Genomic DNA, 16,153 nt, shown 5'->3' with positions numbered 1-16,153 from the left:
CGCAATAGAGTATTTAATCTAACATAAAGCAGGTGAGACGCTATTATTCACAATATGGCTCGTTCAACATATACGGCGATCAGCCAACCTTCTGGAGCAGGTCGCCTGCGTTCAGTCGTTAAGCTACTGCTGGTAGGGATTCTGCTGTTATTGACAGTGGGCTTTCCGCAGCAGGTGCTTGCCCATGCGTCTGTGACCGAATCGTCACCCGCGCAAAATGAAGTGTTACAGCAGTCACCGAAGCAGATCATGATTCGCTTCAATGAAGATATTCAGCGCGCGTATTATGGGATCACACTGCATCGCTCGTCCAGCGAAGAGGTAAGCGGCATTAAAGCTTATATCGATCCCAAGGATGGCACGCGCTTACTCGCTGATCTACCCTCTGCGCTGCCAGAGGATATCTACACGGTATCGTGGAAAGCGATCTCTGGTGATGGGCACCCGGTAGAGGGAGCGATCATTTTCCAGGTTGGAAATGGGGCTGGTAAGTCGCTCAAGGATGCAAGCAGCGTCACACTGGACGATAGTCGTCCGCTCAGTCCGTTACTCATTACGATGCGCTGGGTGCAATATGCCGCACAGGCGATTGTCCTGGGGGCGCTCTGCCTGCCATTGTTCCTGCTGCCGTTAGCTGCGCGCAGTGAGATGGGCTGGCTGCGAGAGCGTCGTTATACGTGGTTTGCGCTATCAGGTGCAGTATTGACGGTGCTGGCGCTGGCGGCACAGCTACCGCTCCGTATTGCATGGACAGCGGATATTCCGTTATCTACTGTAGGAGGAGAACTGGGCAATACGTTTAGCGGAACGGTATTCGGCAAGGTCTGGTTATTGCAGATGATCGCTGCCGTGATTGTACTACTCATCGTTCTTGTCCGTCAGTTACCAGGCATGAAGCCAGGTGTACAGCGTGTGCTCGGTCTGAGCGCCTTGATCGTACTGGCACTTGGCTTGCTGGCAAAGGCATTTGACGGACATGCGTATGCGGCAGAGATTGCAGGTGTTGCGATTGCAGCGGATTATTTGCACCTACTGTCGGCACTGCTCTGGTCAGGCGCCTTGCTCGCACTGGCGCTGTTCCTGCCGCGTATCGTTAGGGATCATGCAGGAGACGAGCGACGCAAGCTGTACTGGGGCGTGGTACGACGCTTTTCCTGGCTCGCTATGGGTTCAGTAGCAGCGCTGCTGGTGACAGGCATTTATGGCAGTCTGATCTATTTGCCAACCATCAATGCTCTGTTTAACACAGGTTATGGTCTGACTCTGTTGTCCAAAATGCTATTATTCCTGGTGATGGCTGGCTTTGGTGGGATGAACTATGCGAAGGCGCGCAGTCAGAAGGGTGAGATTGGCAAGGATATGATCTGGGAGGTACTAACCGGATTCGTCGTGCTGGTGCTTGCCGCGCTGCTGGTGCATCTGTCGCCTTATGCGGCGCCACTCGGTAATGGCGGTGCACCGCGCGAGGTACAGGCTCAGGTTCAGCAGGTAAACGGCTACGAGATTAGCTTGCGTGTACCACCTAGTCGGATGGGGATGAACACATTTGAGGTGATGGTTACGGACAGTCAGGGTAAGCATGTGGATGTGGAGCAGATTACGATGCAGCTTCATCATCTGGATATGGCAATGGCACCAACCGATATCACGATCACCTCGAAGGATGGCAAGGATGGCATGTATGAAACACAGGGCATGATCAGCATGAATGGAAACTGGCAGGTGGATATGACTGTACTCACCTCCAAGCTGGAATCATTGCAAGCCAAATTTGTACTGAAGGTGCCTGGCTCGTAGAAGGATACCCCGAACAGAGGATGCATGCAATCAGCTCGCTTCTTCCGCGTTGTAAGCCATACGCGAAACAGGGCTGTCCCTTTTAAAGATGCGACAACCACCAACGCGTAGCAAGATGAAAAAAAGCAGTGCAAATGTAACTATATGATACGAAAAGGGGCATTTTATTCATGAAAAACAATTCGTTTTGGACTCGCTTGGCAACGGTAGCTTCGGCTGTTACTTTAACAGGAATGATCGTCTTTACAGGCGTGGCAAGTGCGCATGTAACGGTTAAACCTGCGGAATCGATGACAGGCGCATGGGAAACGTACACAATCAAGGTACCATCAGAGAAAGATATTCCGACGATCAAGGTCACACTCAAGGTGCCGGAAAACCTCTCCTTCAAGCAGTATCAGCCTGTTCCAGGCTGGAAGGTAACGACAGAGAAAAATGATGCAGGTGAAGTATCGACAGTTACATGGGAAGCGGAAAGTGGCGGCATTGAAGCCGGTCAATTCCAGCAATTTGTATTTGTAGGTCAAAATCCGGACAAGGATAGCGATCTCGTATGGGACGCTTTCCAATATTACAGTGATGGTAGCATTGTACAGTGGACAGGTGATAAAGGCAGTGACTCTCCGCATTCGATCACAGTAGTTAGCAAGGATGGCGCTACAGGCGCAGCTGCAACTACTGATCATGGACATGACAGTGCAGGCACCGCAGGTAGCGGAACCGAAACGTCGGCAGCTGGTACGGAAACAAGTGGAAGCATGGACAATAGCGCAGCTACTGGCACAGAGACAAGTACGGATACGACGGCAACTGGAGAAGCAACAGATACAATGGCAGCTGGCAATAATGCAGCTCCAGCTCAGGCGGCACCTGCTGCCAGCAGCGGTATGCAGACCGCGACACTGGTCATTGCAATTGTAGCGCTGATCGCTGCGATTGGTGCATGGGTAACAGCTGCACGTAAGCATGGTACGAAGTAAGAAACAATCAAGAAAGAGGCAGAAAGTGAAAATGCGCTGCACCATATATAGTGTGTGGCACATGCATGAGCAAACCGGTACGAACAGTGAATCGCTGTATCGAATCATCATACAAAGTGGAGCAGCAGCATAAATATCACTTTGTCCAATATGAGCTTGATAGGAGAAGGGAATCTAGTTCCTTTCTCATGTCAGGCTTTTTTTATTTTGAGCTCAACATCATTCCAATCCGTACAGTGAATTGATACATAACTGCCATCGAGTGATACAAATATGCATAATTATAATTTTATTTGAATATTTTCGTAAAAATAGCTGACATATCTATTGCTTCACTCCAACTCTGTTTCTATAATCAATTAAACGAAATTATCGTTAATAGTTCTTTTAATAGGGGGAAGGCTAGTGAGTGGAGCAAACGAGTTGGCGTTGAAGCAGCATAGTGGCGAGACGGGATTGTTTGGATGGGTTGAGCGGGTTGGTAACAAAATTCCGAATCCGTTTTTGTTGTTCATTTATCTGATCGCGATTCTGATGGCAGCGACTGCGATATTGTCATGGCTGGACATCTCGGTTACCGATCCAACTAATGGCGAGCAGGTCACGGTGAAAAATCTGCTCAGTGCAGAAGGCATTCAGTGGATGCTACCGAATATCATTGCCAACTTTAGCGGCTTCAAGCCACTCGGCTCTATTCTGGCGCTGGTACTGGGAGCAGGGCTGGCGGAGAAGGTTGGTTTATTGCAGGCACTGATGCTGAAAATGGCTTCGCGTGTTAGTGCGCGCTATGCCAGCTATATGGTGCTGTTTATCGCCTTTTTCAGTCATGTGTCGTCCGATGCAGCGCTCGTCATTATGCCTCCACTCGGTGCACTTATGTTTCTTGCGGTTGGACGCCATCCTGTGGCAGGGCTGCTGGCAGCGATTGCAGGGGTCGGCTCAGGCTTTACCGCCAATCTGCTGATCGTTACGACAGATGTACTGCTGTCTGGCATTAGTACCGAGGCGGCAGCGGCGATTAATCCAGCGGCTAGCGTGAGTGTGCTGGATAACTGGTTCTTTATGGCGGTATCGGTCGTTGTGCTGACAATTGCAGGGGGACTGTTAACAGATAAATTTGTCGAGCCACGCTTGCCAGCCTATCGTCCACATGAAGAGGAAGATCGCCTCGAAACGCTAACACCACAGCAAAATCGCGGTTTGCTCGTGAGTGGGCTGGCTGTGCTCGGTGCGCTGGCAATTCTGGCGGTACTGGTATTGCCATCCGGTGGTCTGCTGCGTGATCCAGAGCTGGGTACGATTGTGCCTTCTCCATTCATGTCGGGTATTGTGCCGATTATTATTTTCCTCTTCTTCGTTGCTGCGATTGCGTATGGAATTACGACCAGACAGATTCGCAATCAGAATGATCTGCCACGACTGCTGACCGACCCGATGAAGGGAATGGCTGGCTTTATCGTCATGGTATTTCCACTGGCTCAGTTTGTCGCATTTTTCAACTGGAGCAATATGGGCAAGTTCATGGCGCTTGGATTGACGGATCTGCTGGAAAAGACGAATATGACGGGCGTACCTGCCTTTCTCGGTCTGATGTTCCTATCCGCATTTCTATGTATGTTCATCGCCAGTGGCTCGGCGATCTGGTCGATTCTGGCACCTGTATTTGTACCGATGTTCATGCTGCTCGGGTATCATCCTGCCTTTGCACAAATGATCTTCCGGGTAGCAGACTCGGCGGTCATTCCGTTTGCACCGATGTCGCCATTTTTACCGTTATTCCTCGGCTTTCTCCAGCGCTACCGTAAGGATGCGAAGCTGGGCACCTATTACTCGCTGGTGCTGCCGTATCCGATCGTATTTCTCGCGGTATGGTCGCTACTACTGGTCGTATGGTATTGGCTTGGTTTACCGATTGGCCCGGGAGTGTATCCGAAGCTGGCAGGCTAATCGTTTCACGGATCGACTTTATATTATAACAACAGGAGCTGAACTCTTATGCTAGATATCATTGAAATGAGACGAGATTTGCATCAACATCCCGAGCTTGGGTTTACCGAGTTTCGTACAGCAAGTAAGGTCGTCGAGACGTTGCAATCGCTTGGCTACGAAGTGATCTATGGCCACGATGCGATCGATGGGCCTTCACGTCGTGGCTTGCCGTCAGAGGCGTTGCTAGAAGCTGCCTATGAGCGTGCGCTGGCTTATGGCGCGAACCCGGATATTGTAAAGGCAATGAAGGGTGGGTATACGGGTGTGGTTGGCATTTTGCGTGGTCAGCAGCCGGGGCCAACGCTAGCGTTTCGTTTTGATATGGATGCATTGCCAATTATGGAAAGTACCGATCAGGAGCATATGCCACAGGCAGACGGCTTTATTTCGCAATTTGTCGGTAATATGCATGCCTGCGCGCATGATGGACATACGACGATTGGGCTGGGTGTAGCCGAGGCACTGACGAAGCTAGACGTTCATGGGACGATCAAGCTTATTTTCCAGCCTGCCGAGGAAGGTGTACGTGGTGCGTATGCTATGGTCGAAAAAGGCATGCTGGATGATGTGGATTATCTGTATTGCGCGCATCTGGGCTGCGATGTGCCAACGGGTCAGGTGCATGGCGGAACGCGTGGCTACCTGGCTACAACGAAGCTGGCTGTACATTTTCATGGGGTAGCTTCTCATGCAGGTGCTGATCCGGAAAAGGGACGCAATGCGCTGCTCGGAGCAGCAACGGCATTGCTGAACATCCATGCTCTTCCACGCTTTAGTAGTGGAGATACACGTATTAATGTAGGGCTACTGGAAGGCGGCACAGCGGCAAATATCATTGCAGAGCATGCGCGCATGATCGTGGAGACGCGCTCGGAATCGGAGGAAACGAATGCAGAGCTGGAGCAGCGCGTACGGCGCATTGTCGAGCACAGTGCGGGCATGCATGAGCTGACGTACGAGATTGAAGTGACCGGAGCCGCGATTCCGATCACCTGTGATGTGGAGCTGGTCGAGCTGGCGAATGCTGCTGCACGTGAGGTAGAGGGCGTACACACCGTGCCGGACGAATATGCGTATTCCACAGGCAGTGAGGATGCAAGCTATATGATACGGCGCGTACAGGAGCGTGGTGGTAAGGCGACCTATATGATCATTGGCGCGAGTAATCCAGCGCCGCATCATCATCCTCGCTTTGACATTGAGGAAGATAGCCTTCGCATCGGGGTAGAGGTATTCAGTGGGATTGCCAAGCGTATGTTGAGTGATCACGCCGTACCTGTGTCGGTATTGCCTTCCGCAAAGGCGAGGGTAGAGGATTAAATCTTAATAGTGCGCAGAGGGATGCACATCCGTCATTACGGATAGGATGAGATGGGTCAAGACGAGCCGCCTAGCGTTGCCTTTTATCCTTTTTAGTCGGTTGCTTGTATTCATAAGCAATCAACGTCTCATATATATGTAAATTGCTCATGGAGCATAAAGGGTGGTCTGCGTATCGGCCGTACCTGCATCTGTAAAGCACAGTCTTCGCTTCTTTTGTGCCGGGAAGTTGGTATAATGAATCTGAGTATCGGATAACAGATTCTATCTTCAATGAAATAACCATATACCGATGTCCGGGGTATTCACCTGCGGGCATGATGGCACAAAAGAATGAGCGAAGGAGAATAAGATGACGTATCGTTTTGGTGTGATCGGACCTATGCCCTCTGTGCAGCACATTATGCAGATCGCAGATACGCTGCATGAGGACGTTGTTTTTGTGCCACTTGTGTATAATCATCCACACGAAATTCCAGAATTGATGGAGCAGCATCGCCATGGCTTGAAGGGCTGGTTCTTTTCCGGCCCGATTCCACTGGCGATCGCACGTCCACATCTGAAGGAGCATGAGCTGGCGGTTTATTGTAAACCAGCAGGCTCAGCGCTGTACAAGGGCATGATTGAGATGATGCTTGCTCACGGGATTACCGATGAGCCGTATTCGGTCGATATGATCCGTTCAGAGGATCTGGATCTGACCGAATCACTGGGAGAGCTGGGTGTATCGCTTGATCCGCAGCGAATTCATATTTTTGACGGCTGGGAAGATCCGATGGAGATTGTGAATTTTCATCTGGAGCTATGGAAAGCAGACAAAAGTAAAGCGGCGCTAACCTGTATGCATTTTGTATACAGTGAGCTGCAAAAGCATGGTATGCCAGCATATCGTCTGACGATTACACGGCAGGATATTCGGCAGGCTGCACAGCTTCTTATTCAGCAGGCGCGCAGTTCTTATTTTAAGGAGACCCAGATCGGGATGCAGATGATCGAAGCCGATCTACTGGGACACAATTCACGCGGTGGACGCTACTCTGTGCAGCATGCCGAGCTGAATATGCAGCAGCGCATTTTGAAGCTGTGTGAACAGGTGGATGGCATGATGGTGCACAATGGCGTAGGGAGCTACCAGATTGTGAGCACACGCGGAGCGATTGAGCGCGAGCTGGGACGTGTCGGGCAGCTCATCGGACAGATGGAACTGGAAATGGATGTACAGATTTCCGTTGGAATCGGCTATGGCAATACGGCGTTTACAGCGAGCGATCATTCGATGCGTGCGCTACAGCATGCCCGGCATAATCGTCAGCGCTTGCTGGTGATCGTGCAGGATAATGGCGATATCCGCGAAATGGATCGGGATGAGGGCGAATGGGGCTATGCTTCGCGCTCGCTCGATGCAGAGCTATTGGAGCTTTTGAATAGCGTGAACATTAGTGCACGCACGTATCGCAAAATTGAAGCCTTGACCCGTCATATGAAATGGGATGGCTTTACCACGGTTCAGCTAGCTCAGCATCTCTCGATGACGATTCGTAATGCACAGCGCATTATGAGCAGTCTATGTCAGATTGGTCTGGCTGAGGTGGAGGGCGAGGAACAGCAAGCGGTACGCGGACGACCGCGGAAAATCTATCGTTTGCGAGTGAATCGTTAGACACCTTGCACAGTCTGAATAGGAAGGGATGAATGGCAGTGAAAAGTGGAAAATGGAGTACGATTATTAAAGGATATTATGTGCTGATGGCGGTACTGGTGGTCGGTCTGGTGACCGCCAAGCAGCGCTGGTTAGAGCAGGGAGCCGCTAGCACGGCGGCAGGCTGGATTTTTTATGGTGTCGTTCTGGTCGGTGTACTCATTATCGTACCGGCACTGGTGCTGTTGTGGCTATGGCTGCGCCGCTGGATGGAGCGCTATGGTGTGGAGCGACAGCTACGAATGATTTTGCTCATTGTGACCGTGCCGATGATGCTGGTGATTGGCTATATGCTGGAACTCGTGTTTATTATGCTCTTTATCGGGCTGGGAGGGAGTTGACCGGATATGGATGCAGAGACGATTCGTGCGTCGATCGCATCAAGACGGGAGCGACTAATTGCGATTAGTGACCAGATCTGGGAATACGCGGAGACGAGATTTCAAGAGCAGCGCTCGGCAGAGCTACTCTGTCTGGCACTGGAGGAAGCGGGCTTCCATGTCGAGCGTGGAGCAGGTGGAATCGATACTGCCTTTATCGGAAGCTATGGTAGTGGCCATCCGGTAATTGCTGTATTAGGAGAATATGATGCACTGTCCGGCTTGAGTCAGATGGCTGGACAGGCAACTTATGCGCCGCTTGTTGAAGGTGATAATGGTCATGGCTGTGGGCATAATCTGCTAGGTACGGCTTCGCTGGGAGCTGTACTGGCGCTCAAGGAGCAGATGGAGCAGCATGGATTACGGGGTACGATTCGCTACTACGGCTGTCCGGCGGAGGAAGGCGGGTCGGGTAAAACCTTTATGGTTCGCGCAGGCTTGTTTGACGATGTCGATGGGGCGGTGACGTGGCATCCATTCGATTATCATAGTGTGATGTCCGTACATACACTGGCGAATTATCAGTATTATTATCGTTTCAAAGGGCGCAGTGCACACGCAGCGGCAGCACCGCATCTAGGACGCAGCGCGCTCGATGCGGTCGAGCTAATGAACGTGGGTGTGAATTATTTGCGCGAGCATATCGTGCAGGAGGCGCGCATTCATTATGCGCTGACTGATTCAGGCGGACGCTCGCCTAATGTGGTGCAAAGCCAAGCCGAGGTACTGTATCTGATTCGAGCACCGCATATTCGTCAGGCGGCGGATATCGCGGAGCGTGTACATAATGTAGCACGCGGTGCGGCGCTGATGACGGGGACGGAGGTCGAGATCATTTTCGACAAGGCATGTTCGGAAATTGTGCCTAATCGTACGCTAGAGCAGGTAGTGGATGAGCAGTTCCGTCGTTTCTCGTTACCGGAGCATACTGCGGATGAGCTGGCATTGGCTGAAGCAATCCGCGAATCGCTGACCGATGAAGAAAAGCAGGTATCCTGGCAGCTTCCACCCTCTCAGCGCGAGCTGGCGCTTGCGAGCGAGATTCTACCCTATGAGCACGGCAAATGGTTATCCGGCAGTACCGATGTAGCGGATGTAAGCTGGGTCACGCCAACGGTGCAATGTACTACGGCGTGCTTTGTAAACAGCACTGCTGCGCATAGCTGGCAATGGGTAGCGGTGGGTAAGACAAGCATCGCGCATAAAGGGATGCTGTACGCGGCAGAGATTATGGCAGCCACTGCGCTGGAGATGCTGACACGTCCCGAGCTGCTTGCGGCAGCAAGGCAGGAGCTGGAGGAGCGCTTGCATGGGCAGGAGTATGTATGTCCGATTCCGGCAGAGGTGCAGCCAGGACTGGTAAGATAAAATGTTCAAATTGAAAATAGTGATAAATCGTTGTTAGATAAAAATATGCTGTATACGATCTTCTCGGTCAAAGAAGTAAGCTGTTGGCAGAGAATAGCAGGATGGAGACATTAGATTGCTATGATGCCAGCATGTCTGAACGGTATGTCGATATTATAGAAGCAATAGCATGAAGAAGCCTGATAACACAAAGAAGACCTCTACCGCAGAGGTCTTCTTTGTGTATTTATTTTAATATTATTGGTGAAGATCATTGATATGGACAGATCGCTCACTTAACAGTTTAGCATTTACTATATTGCCGATAGGTAGCTACAGGATAATGCGATTAATATACACATACAGTTGCTATGACATTCGCATCCTAATGTAAGGCAATTATCAAGAAGCTAAGCCTAAAACTCCACATCATTATTGAATCGACTGCACCTCAACAACCGGAATACGCTCATTCACAGCCGGACGGTTATCCGGCAAGCCGTTCTCATTACCGAGCCCGTATTGCGGCTCGAATGACTCATCAGGTGTGCCATTCGTTTCTGTAGCTTCATCAGTAGCATTCTCTGAATCCGTAGAGGTCGCACTGGAAAGTGGCGGAAAATTCAATGAAGCTGGACTAAACTCCTCATACTCTCCATTAAAGACACCGTATGCCTTCACCGTACCTGTATAAAAGTTAATACCACCACGCAAACGCACATAGCCTCGTTCCGTACGCATGATCGCTCCGCCATCATCCACAGCTACAATCTCAGCTGTAAATGCAATCGGCTCGTTGGCATGTCCCTCAATCTCACCAGCATCGATCTCCCTATACGCGCTATCATCAGCACGGCTATCGGTCTGACTGTACACTCCGTCTGCATTAGCCGTATACGTATTCAGCTGTCCTGCGCCACCATCTTGGGGTGCCACATGGACGATAATGCTGCGATCAGGCAGTACCTCATAGCTCGCCCCCGCTAACGAAGCAATCGCTTGTAGCCCATTCGGCGTGACGGCGTACAGCGAGAACAGACGATTCGAGCCTTCCACTGCATCCGCAGGCGACTGCACAGTGATCACAGGCTTATCAGCGGTGCTGAGTGCTGTATCCAGCGATAATTGCTGAATTTGCGCTGCATTTTGTTCAATTTGACCTGACCATACGCTGACTGCACCATCCCGATCCATATGTCCGAAAAATAGTCGATTGTTGTTGTCTGTAGCCATCGCATACACCGGAAATGCCTGCCAATCTGTCCCACCAACTGTATGCTCATACGCGACCGAGGCGTTTGAGCTTTGCAGTAAATAGACTGGCTGATCACTTGCCCAGGCAAGCTTAGTACGGGCGATACCCGAGGTCATATCACCAAGCGGTGACAGCGTCTCGTACAGCTGTAATGCTTCGCTGAATTTCTTTTCCGTTGTCATGGTAAATGCTTGCTCCTGCAAGGAGCTCAGCTGCTGATCGATCGTAGCCAGTACAGGCGAGGATGATAGCGCTAGCTGGGTAGCAGCGTTACGGAAGCTAACCGCATGTCGGACAAAATTCGCCGTTTGCTGAGACTGGATATCCTTTGCGATCACATTTTGCGCACCTGTATTCATCAGCGAAGTAATCCAATCCTCATCGCGATAGGCATGCTGCTCATACGCTTGCCTTGTGCTCACTGCATTACTGAGAAAAGCATCAAAATCGCCAGTCGCTGCCAGTCGTTTTAGCTTGGTCGTATCATATTGCTTGAATTGTTGCTTGATGCCAAGCTGCTGCCGATCCGCCGCTGTTCCTTTGCTAGAAGAGCCAGATGTCAGCCAGTAAGCTGCTGGAATTCGTAGCAGATTCCATTTAGCAGATTCATCGGTATAGTTGCCTGTGTCCAGGTTATGCTGAAGCGATTCGGTAAATTGCGTACGGAAATCTGAAAAGCCTTGACCGATCAGTAGCTCCATATTGTATTGCTTGGTCATTTTGGCATATTCATTTTCAAAACGATCCTGACGCGCCTGTTGCTGCTCCTGCTGCTGAAGCCAGATCGCATACGCGCTCAAATAAGCGTCAAATTGCCCGGTATCTGCCGCTGCTTGCAGACGGCTTGCACTCGCGGATAAAGTATCATTCCACGCCGTGATCGGCTGTAGCTCATCCAGTCTTGCTTGAATATGGGCTTCCTCGTAGCGGATATATGAATTGTCACGAGCTGCACGATACAGCGATTCCGCCTGCATCCATTGCTGCTGTGCATAATAGCGGTCGGCAGCTTGTACTGCCTGTATTTTATGATACATCCCGATGCCCTTCATCCCGAGCAGCACCAGCAAAATAGCCAGACCGATGAGCAGGAGGTTACGCAGCGCCAACCACCGTAGAATGCTTCTCATGACTGTAAGGCTCCCTTACCATCCAGCTCCGGGTCATTCGGATACAGCTCATGCCGAATCACTTCCAGATCCTGCGCCAGTGCATCCTGTAGCAGCTCGGCATCTGCCTGCACAATCCGGTATAAACGTACAAATCGTTCCTTTGGCAAATGACGCGCATAGCGGCGAATAAAGCCCGGATATGTCGCAATGTACCGCTTCATCCGTACCATCGCAGAGGTTACGCTGACCAGAATGCTCCAGCCCTGCTCCATCTGCAAAATTTTCGGCTCATGCGCAATGATATAGCGGATCGAGCGCTCCTTGATCCTATCGCGCTTGATGCGTGCCATTTCCCCGATATATTCAGCAACCAGTGGATCAAAGTCGCGCGTGATCAGCGAATCCAGCTCCAGATCCATATCGCTGCGCAGTCGGAAATTTTGCAGCAGGGATAGAAGGGCGAGCCGTAATCGATCATTTTGCACCAGCACAGCAGTTTGACGCAAAATATGATAGCCTGCTACCTCATGACCACTTCGAACCTCTTCCACACCGATTCGCTGATCCTCAACCAGTCCGTCATAAATATCGCTACGCTGACGACGAAATAATCGACCCAGCTCGCGCAGTGTCGCGCCTTCTACAGACCGACGTTGAACGAGAAATAGCGCCACGAGCAGTACCAATCCAGCAGCAGCAAATAATGCCATCAGCCGCATATCCGGTGATATGAGCACTGCTGCAATGGTTAGTATTAATGTAATAAGTAGCTCGTTAAACATCCGCCGCAGCGTTTGCACTCGAGCCTGACGAATGACGGGCACGAGCTTCATTTTACCGCAGCTTGGACAGCTCTCCTCCATTAAAATCGTAAATCGACCGCATTTGCGACAGACGCGCAGTCGATCATAATTGTGACGGCTTGGCTCCAGTACCGGGAGCTGTACCGCCTGCTTCGTTGTATTCATGATTCGCATCACTCTCTATCAGGAATTGGTATAACATTATCCGCCTTGCTTCTGATTAACCATGTCCAGTAACAGCTCTTCCAGCTCCTGCTCGGCTGGAACGCGCTTGCGCCGATACGCGTACATGATCAATCGGCTACCTGCAAAAAGAAACGTTGCGCCGATACATACGTATGCAAGTATATCCATAATCGATTCCTCTCTTGATTCCTGTGTATTCATCAGCTGCTGAACAGCAATGAAGGGTATAACAGAAGGTTTATGCTTTATTGTATGTCAAAATCTATTCCAGAATAAAGGGAGCGATGAGTATTATTCAACTTTTAGCCGATAGTCCAGTCGTTTCCCCCGTCTTAGGGTGGGGAAAAAATCCCAGCTTTTGAGATATAATGGTGCTGGCCCAGTGCTAGCGATCTCCTAGCACGAGGTAAAATAAAAAGTGATTTTTGCGCAGCAAAATATCTTACCAGGCTAGCGATCTTCTAGCACACAAACACACAATTCGTCCACACGGCAACGCTCGGGAACAGAGCAGCCGGTGATTTTTTGGAAATGAGGGAGAAATGGATTATTATGGATATGGTGGTGAAAATGGTATCAAATTTTTCACTTTATCATTTTTAAGGCATGTTAAGGTGAATTTAACCGGCGCTTAATCCATAGAGACTATACTACATGAGATTATGGCCGTACCCCGCCAGCTAATGATTCACATTTTACCTTGAGTAAAGGAGTAGAATGATGCACGTAAGAACATTCAAATTCATGCATATACTGCTGGCGATGGTACTCCTCGTCAGTCTGCTGTCCGGCGCGAGGATGACCTTCGCGGCAGCAAGCGGCAATACCGGTTCATCCGGTGCGGCTGGTTCCAATATCGATGCGGTGCTGCTGCTCGATGTGAGTAACTCGATGAAATCGAGCGATCCGCAGAAGCTAGGCAATGAAGCGATGAAGCTATTCATCGATATGCTGCCTGCACAGGGCGACCGCGTTGGCGTCGTTGCTTACACCGATCAGATCGAGCGCGAAAAAGCGCTAACGAGCTTGAACTCGTCAGATAGCAAGGCGAGCCTGAAACGATTTATCGATGATCTGAATCGCGGACCGTATACCGATATCTCGATCGGGATGGGCGAAGCGATCAGCATTCTACAGGATGGCGCTCGTCAGGGCAGCGAGCCGATGATCGTATTGTTTGCAGATGGTAATAACGATCTGAACAGCAATGCGGGCAAAACGAATAGCCAGGCAGACCAGCAGCTCAAGGCAGCTGTAGACAATGCCAAAAAGCTCGGTTATCCGGTATACACAGTCGGCTTGAATGCGGACGGAAAGCTGAATCAGCAGGCACTGGCGAACATCGCGAGCGAAACTGGCGGTAAATCTTTTGTAACCAGTTCCGCAGATGAGCTTCCGCAAATTTTGAGTGAAATTTTCGCGGCGCACCAGCAGGTTAATGTGGTGCCTGTCGATTCGATTACAGGGAATGGGCAATTCCAAAATATCAAAATCAATATCCCGAACGCCAGCGTGAAGGAAGCGAACATTTCGATCATGTCCTCACAAAAGGTCGAAGTGAAGCTGATCGACCCAGACGGTAAAGCTGTCACTGTCCCTTCCGATCAGGTGAGCGTATCCACCTCGAAAAGCTACTCGCTCGTCAAGCTGCTGAATCCGCAGCAGGGCGATTGGACGCTTCAGGTGAAGGGTGCAGATAAGGATAAGATCGATATTAACCTGATTTTCAACTACAGCCTGGAGCTGGCGCTGGAGCCGCTTGCGAGCAAAAGCTACAGCAAGGGCGATAAAATCGATATTTCGGCTTACATGACCAGCAATGGTCAAAAGCTGACCGATGCGTCTCAGGTTGGCAGTCTTAAAGCCGTACTGAACGTGACCGATCTGGATAGTGGCGCAAAAAGTCAGGTGCCACTCACAACGAATGGTATACAATTCACCGGTACATTTGAAGTACCAGATAATCATCGCTACCAGCTGGTCGTACGTGCCGAGGAACAAAGCTTCTATCGTGAAACGGCACCTGTAACCGTAGATGCCACTGGCAAAGCTACCAGTGGAAATGAAAATAGCGGCACGGCAACAGCTGCACCATCCGATGGTAAAATCGCTGGACTTAGTCTGATCAGCTGGATCATCATCGCACTGGTAGTCATTCTGCTCGGCGTAGGAATCTGGTTCCTGCTTCGTTTCTTGAAGCAACGCAACCGCGGCTTTGTCGGACAAATGGTTATCGAAATCCGTGATGAAAACACAGGCGAGAAGTCATATCCGCAATATAAAAAGCTCAACACCTTCCGCGGACGCTTCAACCTGCACCAGTTGCTCCAGCTTGCACCGGAACTGAAGGAAACCGAACAAATCACCTTCACCCCGGGCAATAACGACCGCATCCTGATCCGTAACGGAGCAGAAAGCGGCATCGAAAAATCCGGTCGCTCCATCGACGCCTCCAGGGGCTACGAACTCAAAAGCGGCGACCGCCTGACCATCGCATTACGTCAGGTCGATAAAACGATTTTGCTGGAATACTTGAATTAAGCGGATGAAGTAGTGATAGAGCTATTTTGCGGAGCAGGTTCATTAAATAATAAATGTATTCAAAAGAGTACAGAGTGATTAAGAACTGAGCTTTAAAGTTGTGGCTATCAATTCTACTTGCACTTGAACGAGGACACTCTCAGGAGTCTGTCAGATCATCACGAAAAGTTTTATTAGCTCAATCAACTACAACTTTGTATCACCGTAAGCCATCCTGCGAGTCATATCATACATGCTCGGGAACACTGCTGGCGGTATGGACTGGGCATCTTGAGGCAATCAGGGAACATTGCGAAAGATGCCCGGATATTTTCAATAATCTCAATAACTTCAATCATTTACTAGAACATGTGGGTAAACGAAGCGTATGACATATGATTGCAAAGGGTAGTTGATTAATTGTTTTGAGTCTCCTAGTTTAGATAAACATTTGTCGTGCGTATCTACTTTATTAGACAACGAACAAAGACGTACTAGCATTTAGAAGTTATGATTTTCGATATGTACGTTTGCAAGCACCTCATAACGAAGGCAAGGAAATAAGGGGAAAGGACGATTTGTAGTGTTAGTGCTTTCCTAACACGGGGTTCAATGAAAGGTGATTTTTGCGAAGCAAAATATCTTACTGCCTACAAGGGGCGGGAATCTTCATTCTGTCCTTAATCTAAAAGATTCCCGCGGCTCCACTGAGTCCGCCCCCTTATTCCTTGCCGGAGTGGTTGCTGCTCACCAAAACAAGTCAGC

Annotated in this window: 11 protein-coding genes; 8 read left to right on the top strand and 3 right to left on the bottom strand. The window is 50.1% G+C overall.

From position 1 onward, the window contains the following. Positions 1-54 precede the first annotated feature (54 nt). The 7 genes from IEX62_RS05760 (at position 55) to IEX62_RS05730 (ending at position 9,533) form a co-directional block, all read left to right on the top strand. Complete coding sequence (locus IEX62_RS05760; RefSeq protein ID WP_188774447.1) at positions 55-1,797, top strand: copper resistance CopC/CopD family protein; 1,743 nt, start codon at positions 55-57, stop codon at positions 1,795-1,797. A gap of 170 nt (positions 1,798-1,967) precedes the next feature. Continuing rightward, a complete protein-coding gene (locus IEX62_RS05755) occupies positions 1,968-2,777 on the top strand; it encodes a YcnI family copper-binding membrane protein (RefSeq protein ID WP_188774446.1) in 810 nt (269 codons plus the stop codon). Between the two features lie 405 nt (positions 2,778-3,182). Next, on the top strand, positions 3,183-4,724 hold the full coding sequence (abgT, locus tag IEX62_RS05750) for a p-aminobenzoyl-glutamate transporter (RefSeq protein ID WP_229685629.1): 1,542 nt from the start codon (positions 3,183-3,185) through the stop codon (positions 4,722-4,724). Positions 4,725-4,772: 48 nt separating this feature from the next. Continuing rightward, positions 4,773-6,086, top strand: a complete 1,314-nt coding sequence (locus IEX62_RS05745; RefSeq protein ID WP_188774445.1) for an amidohydrolase — start codon at positions 4,773-4,775, stop codon at positions 6,084-6,086. 352 nt (positions 6,087-6,438) lie between these two features. Further along, positions 6,439-7,746 (top strand): helix-turn-helix domain-containing protein, encoded by a 1,308-nt coding sequence (locus IEX62_RS05740; RefSeq protein WP_188774444.1) that lies wholly within the window; start codon positions 6,439-6,441, stop codon positions 7,744-7,746. Between the two features lie 32 nt (positions 7,747-7,778). Then, on the top strand, positions 7,779-8,126 hold the full coding sequence (locus IEX62_RS05735) for a hypothetical protein (protein ID WP_188774443.1): 348 nt from the start codon (positions 7,779-7,781) through the stop codon (positions 8,124-8,126). Between the two features lie 6 nt (positions 8,127-8,132). Then, positions 8,133-9,533, top strand: coding sequence for a M20 family metallopeptidase (locus IEX62_RS05730; protein ID WP_188774442.1), 1,401 nt, complete (start codon positions 8,133-8,135; stop codon positions 9,531-9,533). A 411-nt stretch (positions 9,534-9,944) separates the two neighbouring features. Here IEX62_RS05730 and IEX62_RS05725 read toward each other — a convergent pair whose 3' ends face one another. The 3 genes from IEX62_RS05725 to IEX62_RS05715 are packed head-to-tail and all read right to left on the bottom strand — an operon-like array spanning position 9,945 to position 13,036. Then, positions 9,945-11,897: a hypothetical protein gene (locus tag IEX62_RS05725; protein ID WP_188774441.1), complete on the bottom strand. Its 1,953-nt coding sequence runs from the start codon at positions 11,895-11,897 to the stop codon at positions 9,945-9,947. Then, positions 11,894-12,847 carry a hypothetical protein gene (locus IEX62_RS05720; RefSeq protein WP_188774440.1) on the bottom strand — a complete coding sequence of 318 codons (954 nt, stop codon included), beginning with the start codon at positions 12,845-12,847 and terminating at the stop codon, positions 11,894-11,896. The genes IEX62_RS05725 and IEX62_RS05720 overlap by 4 nt, the downstream gene beginning before the upstream one ends. A 36-nt stretch (positions 12,848-12,883) precedes the next feature. Then, a complete protein-coding gene (locus IEX62_RS05715; RefSeq protein ID WP_188774439.1) occupies positions 12,884-13,036 on the bottom strand; it encodes a hypothetical protein in 153 nt (50 codons plus the stop codon). 549 nt (positions 13,037-13,585) lie between these two features. On the opposite strand from IEX62_RS05715, the gene IEX62_RS05710 reads away from it, so the two are divergent. After that, positions 13,586-15,409, top strand: a complete 1,824-nt coding sequence (locus tag IEX62_RS05710) for a vWA domain-containing protein (RefSeq protein ID WP_373289090.1) — start codon at positions 13,586-13,588, stop codon at positions 15,407-15,409. Positions 15,410-16,153 lie beyond the last annotated feature (744 nt).

It is taken from the genome of Paenibacillus hunanensis, assembly GCF_014645615.1.
Classification (GTDB): domain Bacteria; phylum Bacillota; class Bacilli; order Paenibacillales; family Paenibacillaceae; genus Saccharibacillus; species Saccharibacillus hunanensis.
This window is presented reverse-complemented; position numbering and strand designations above follow the sequence as displayed.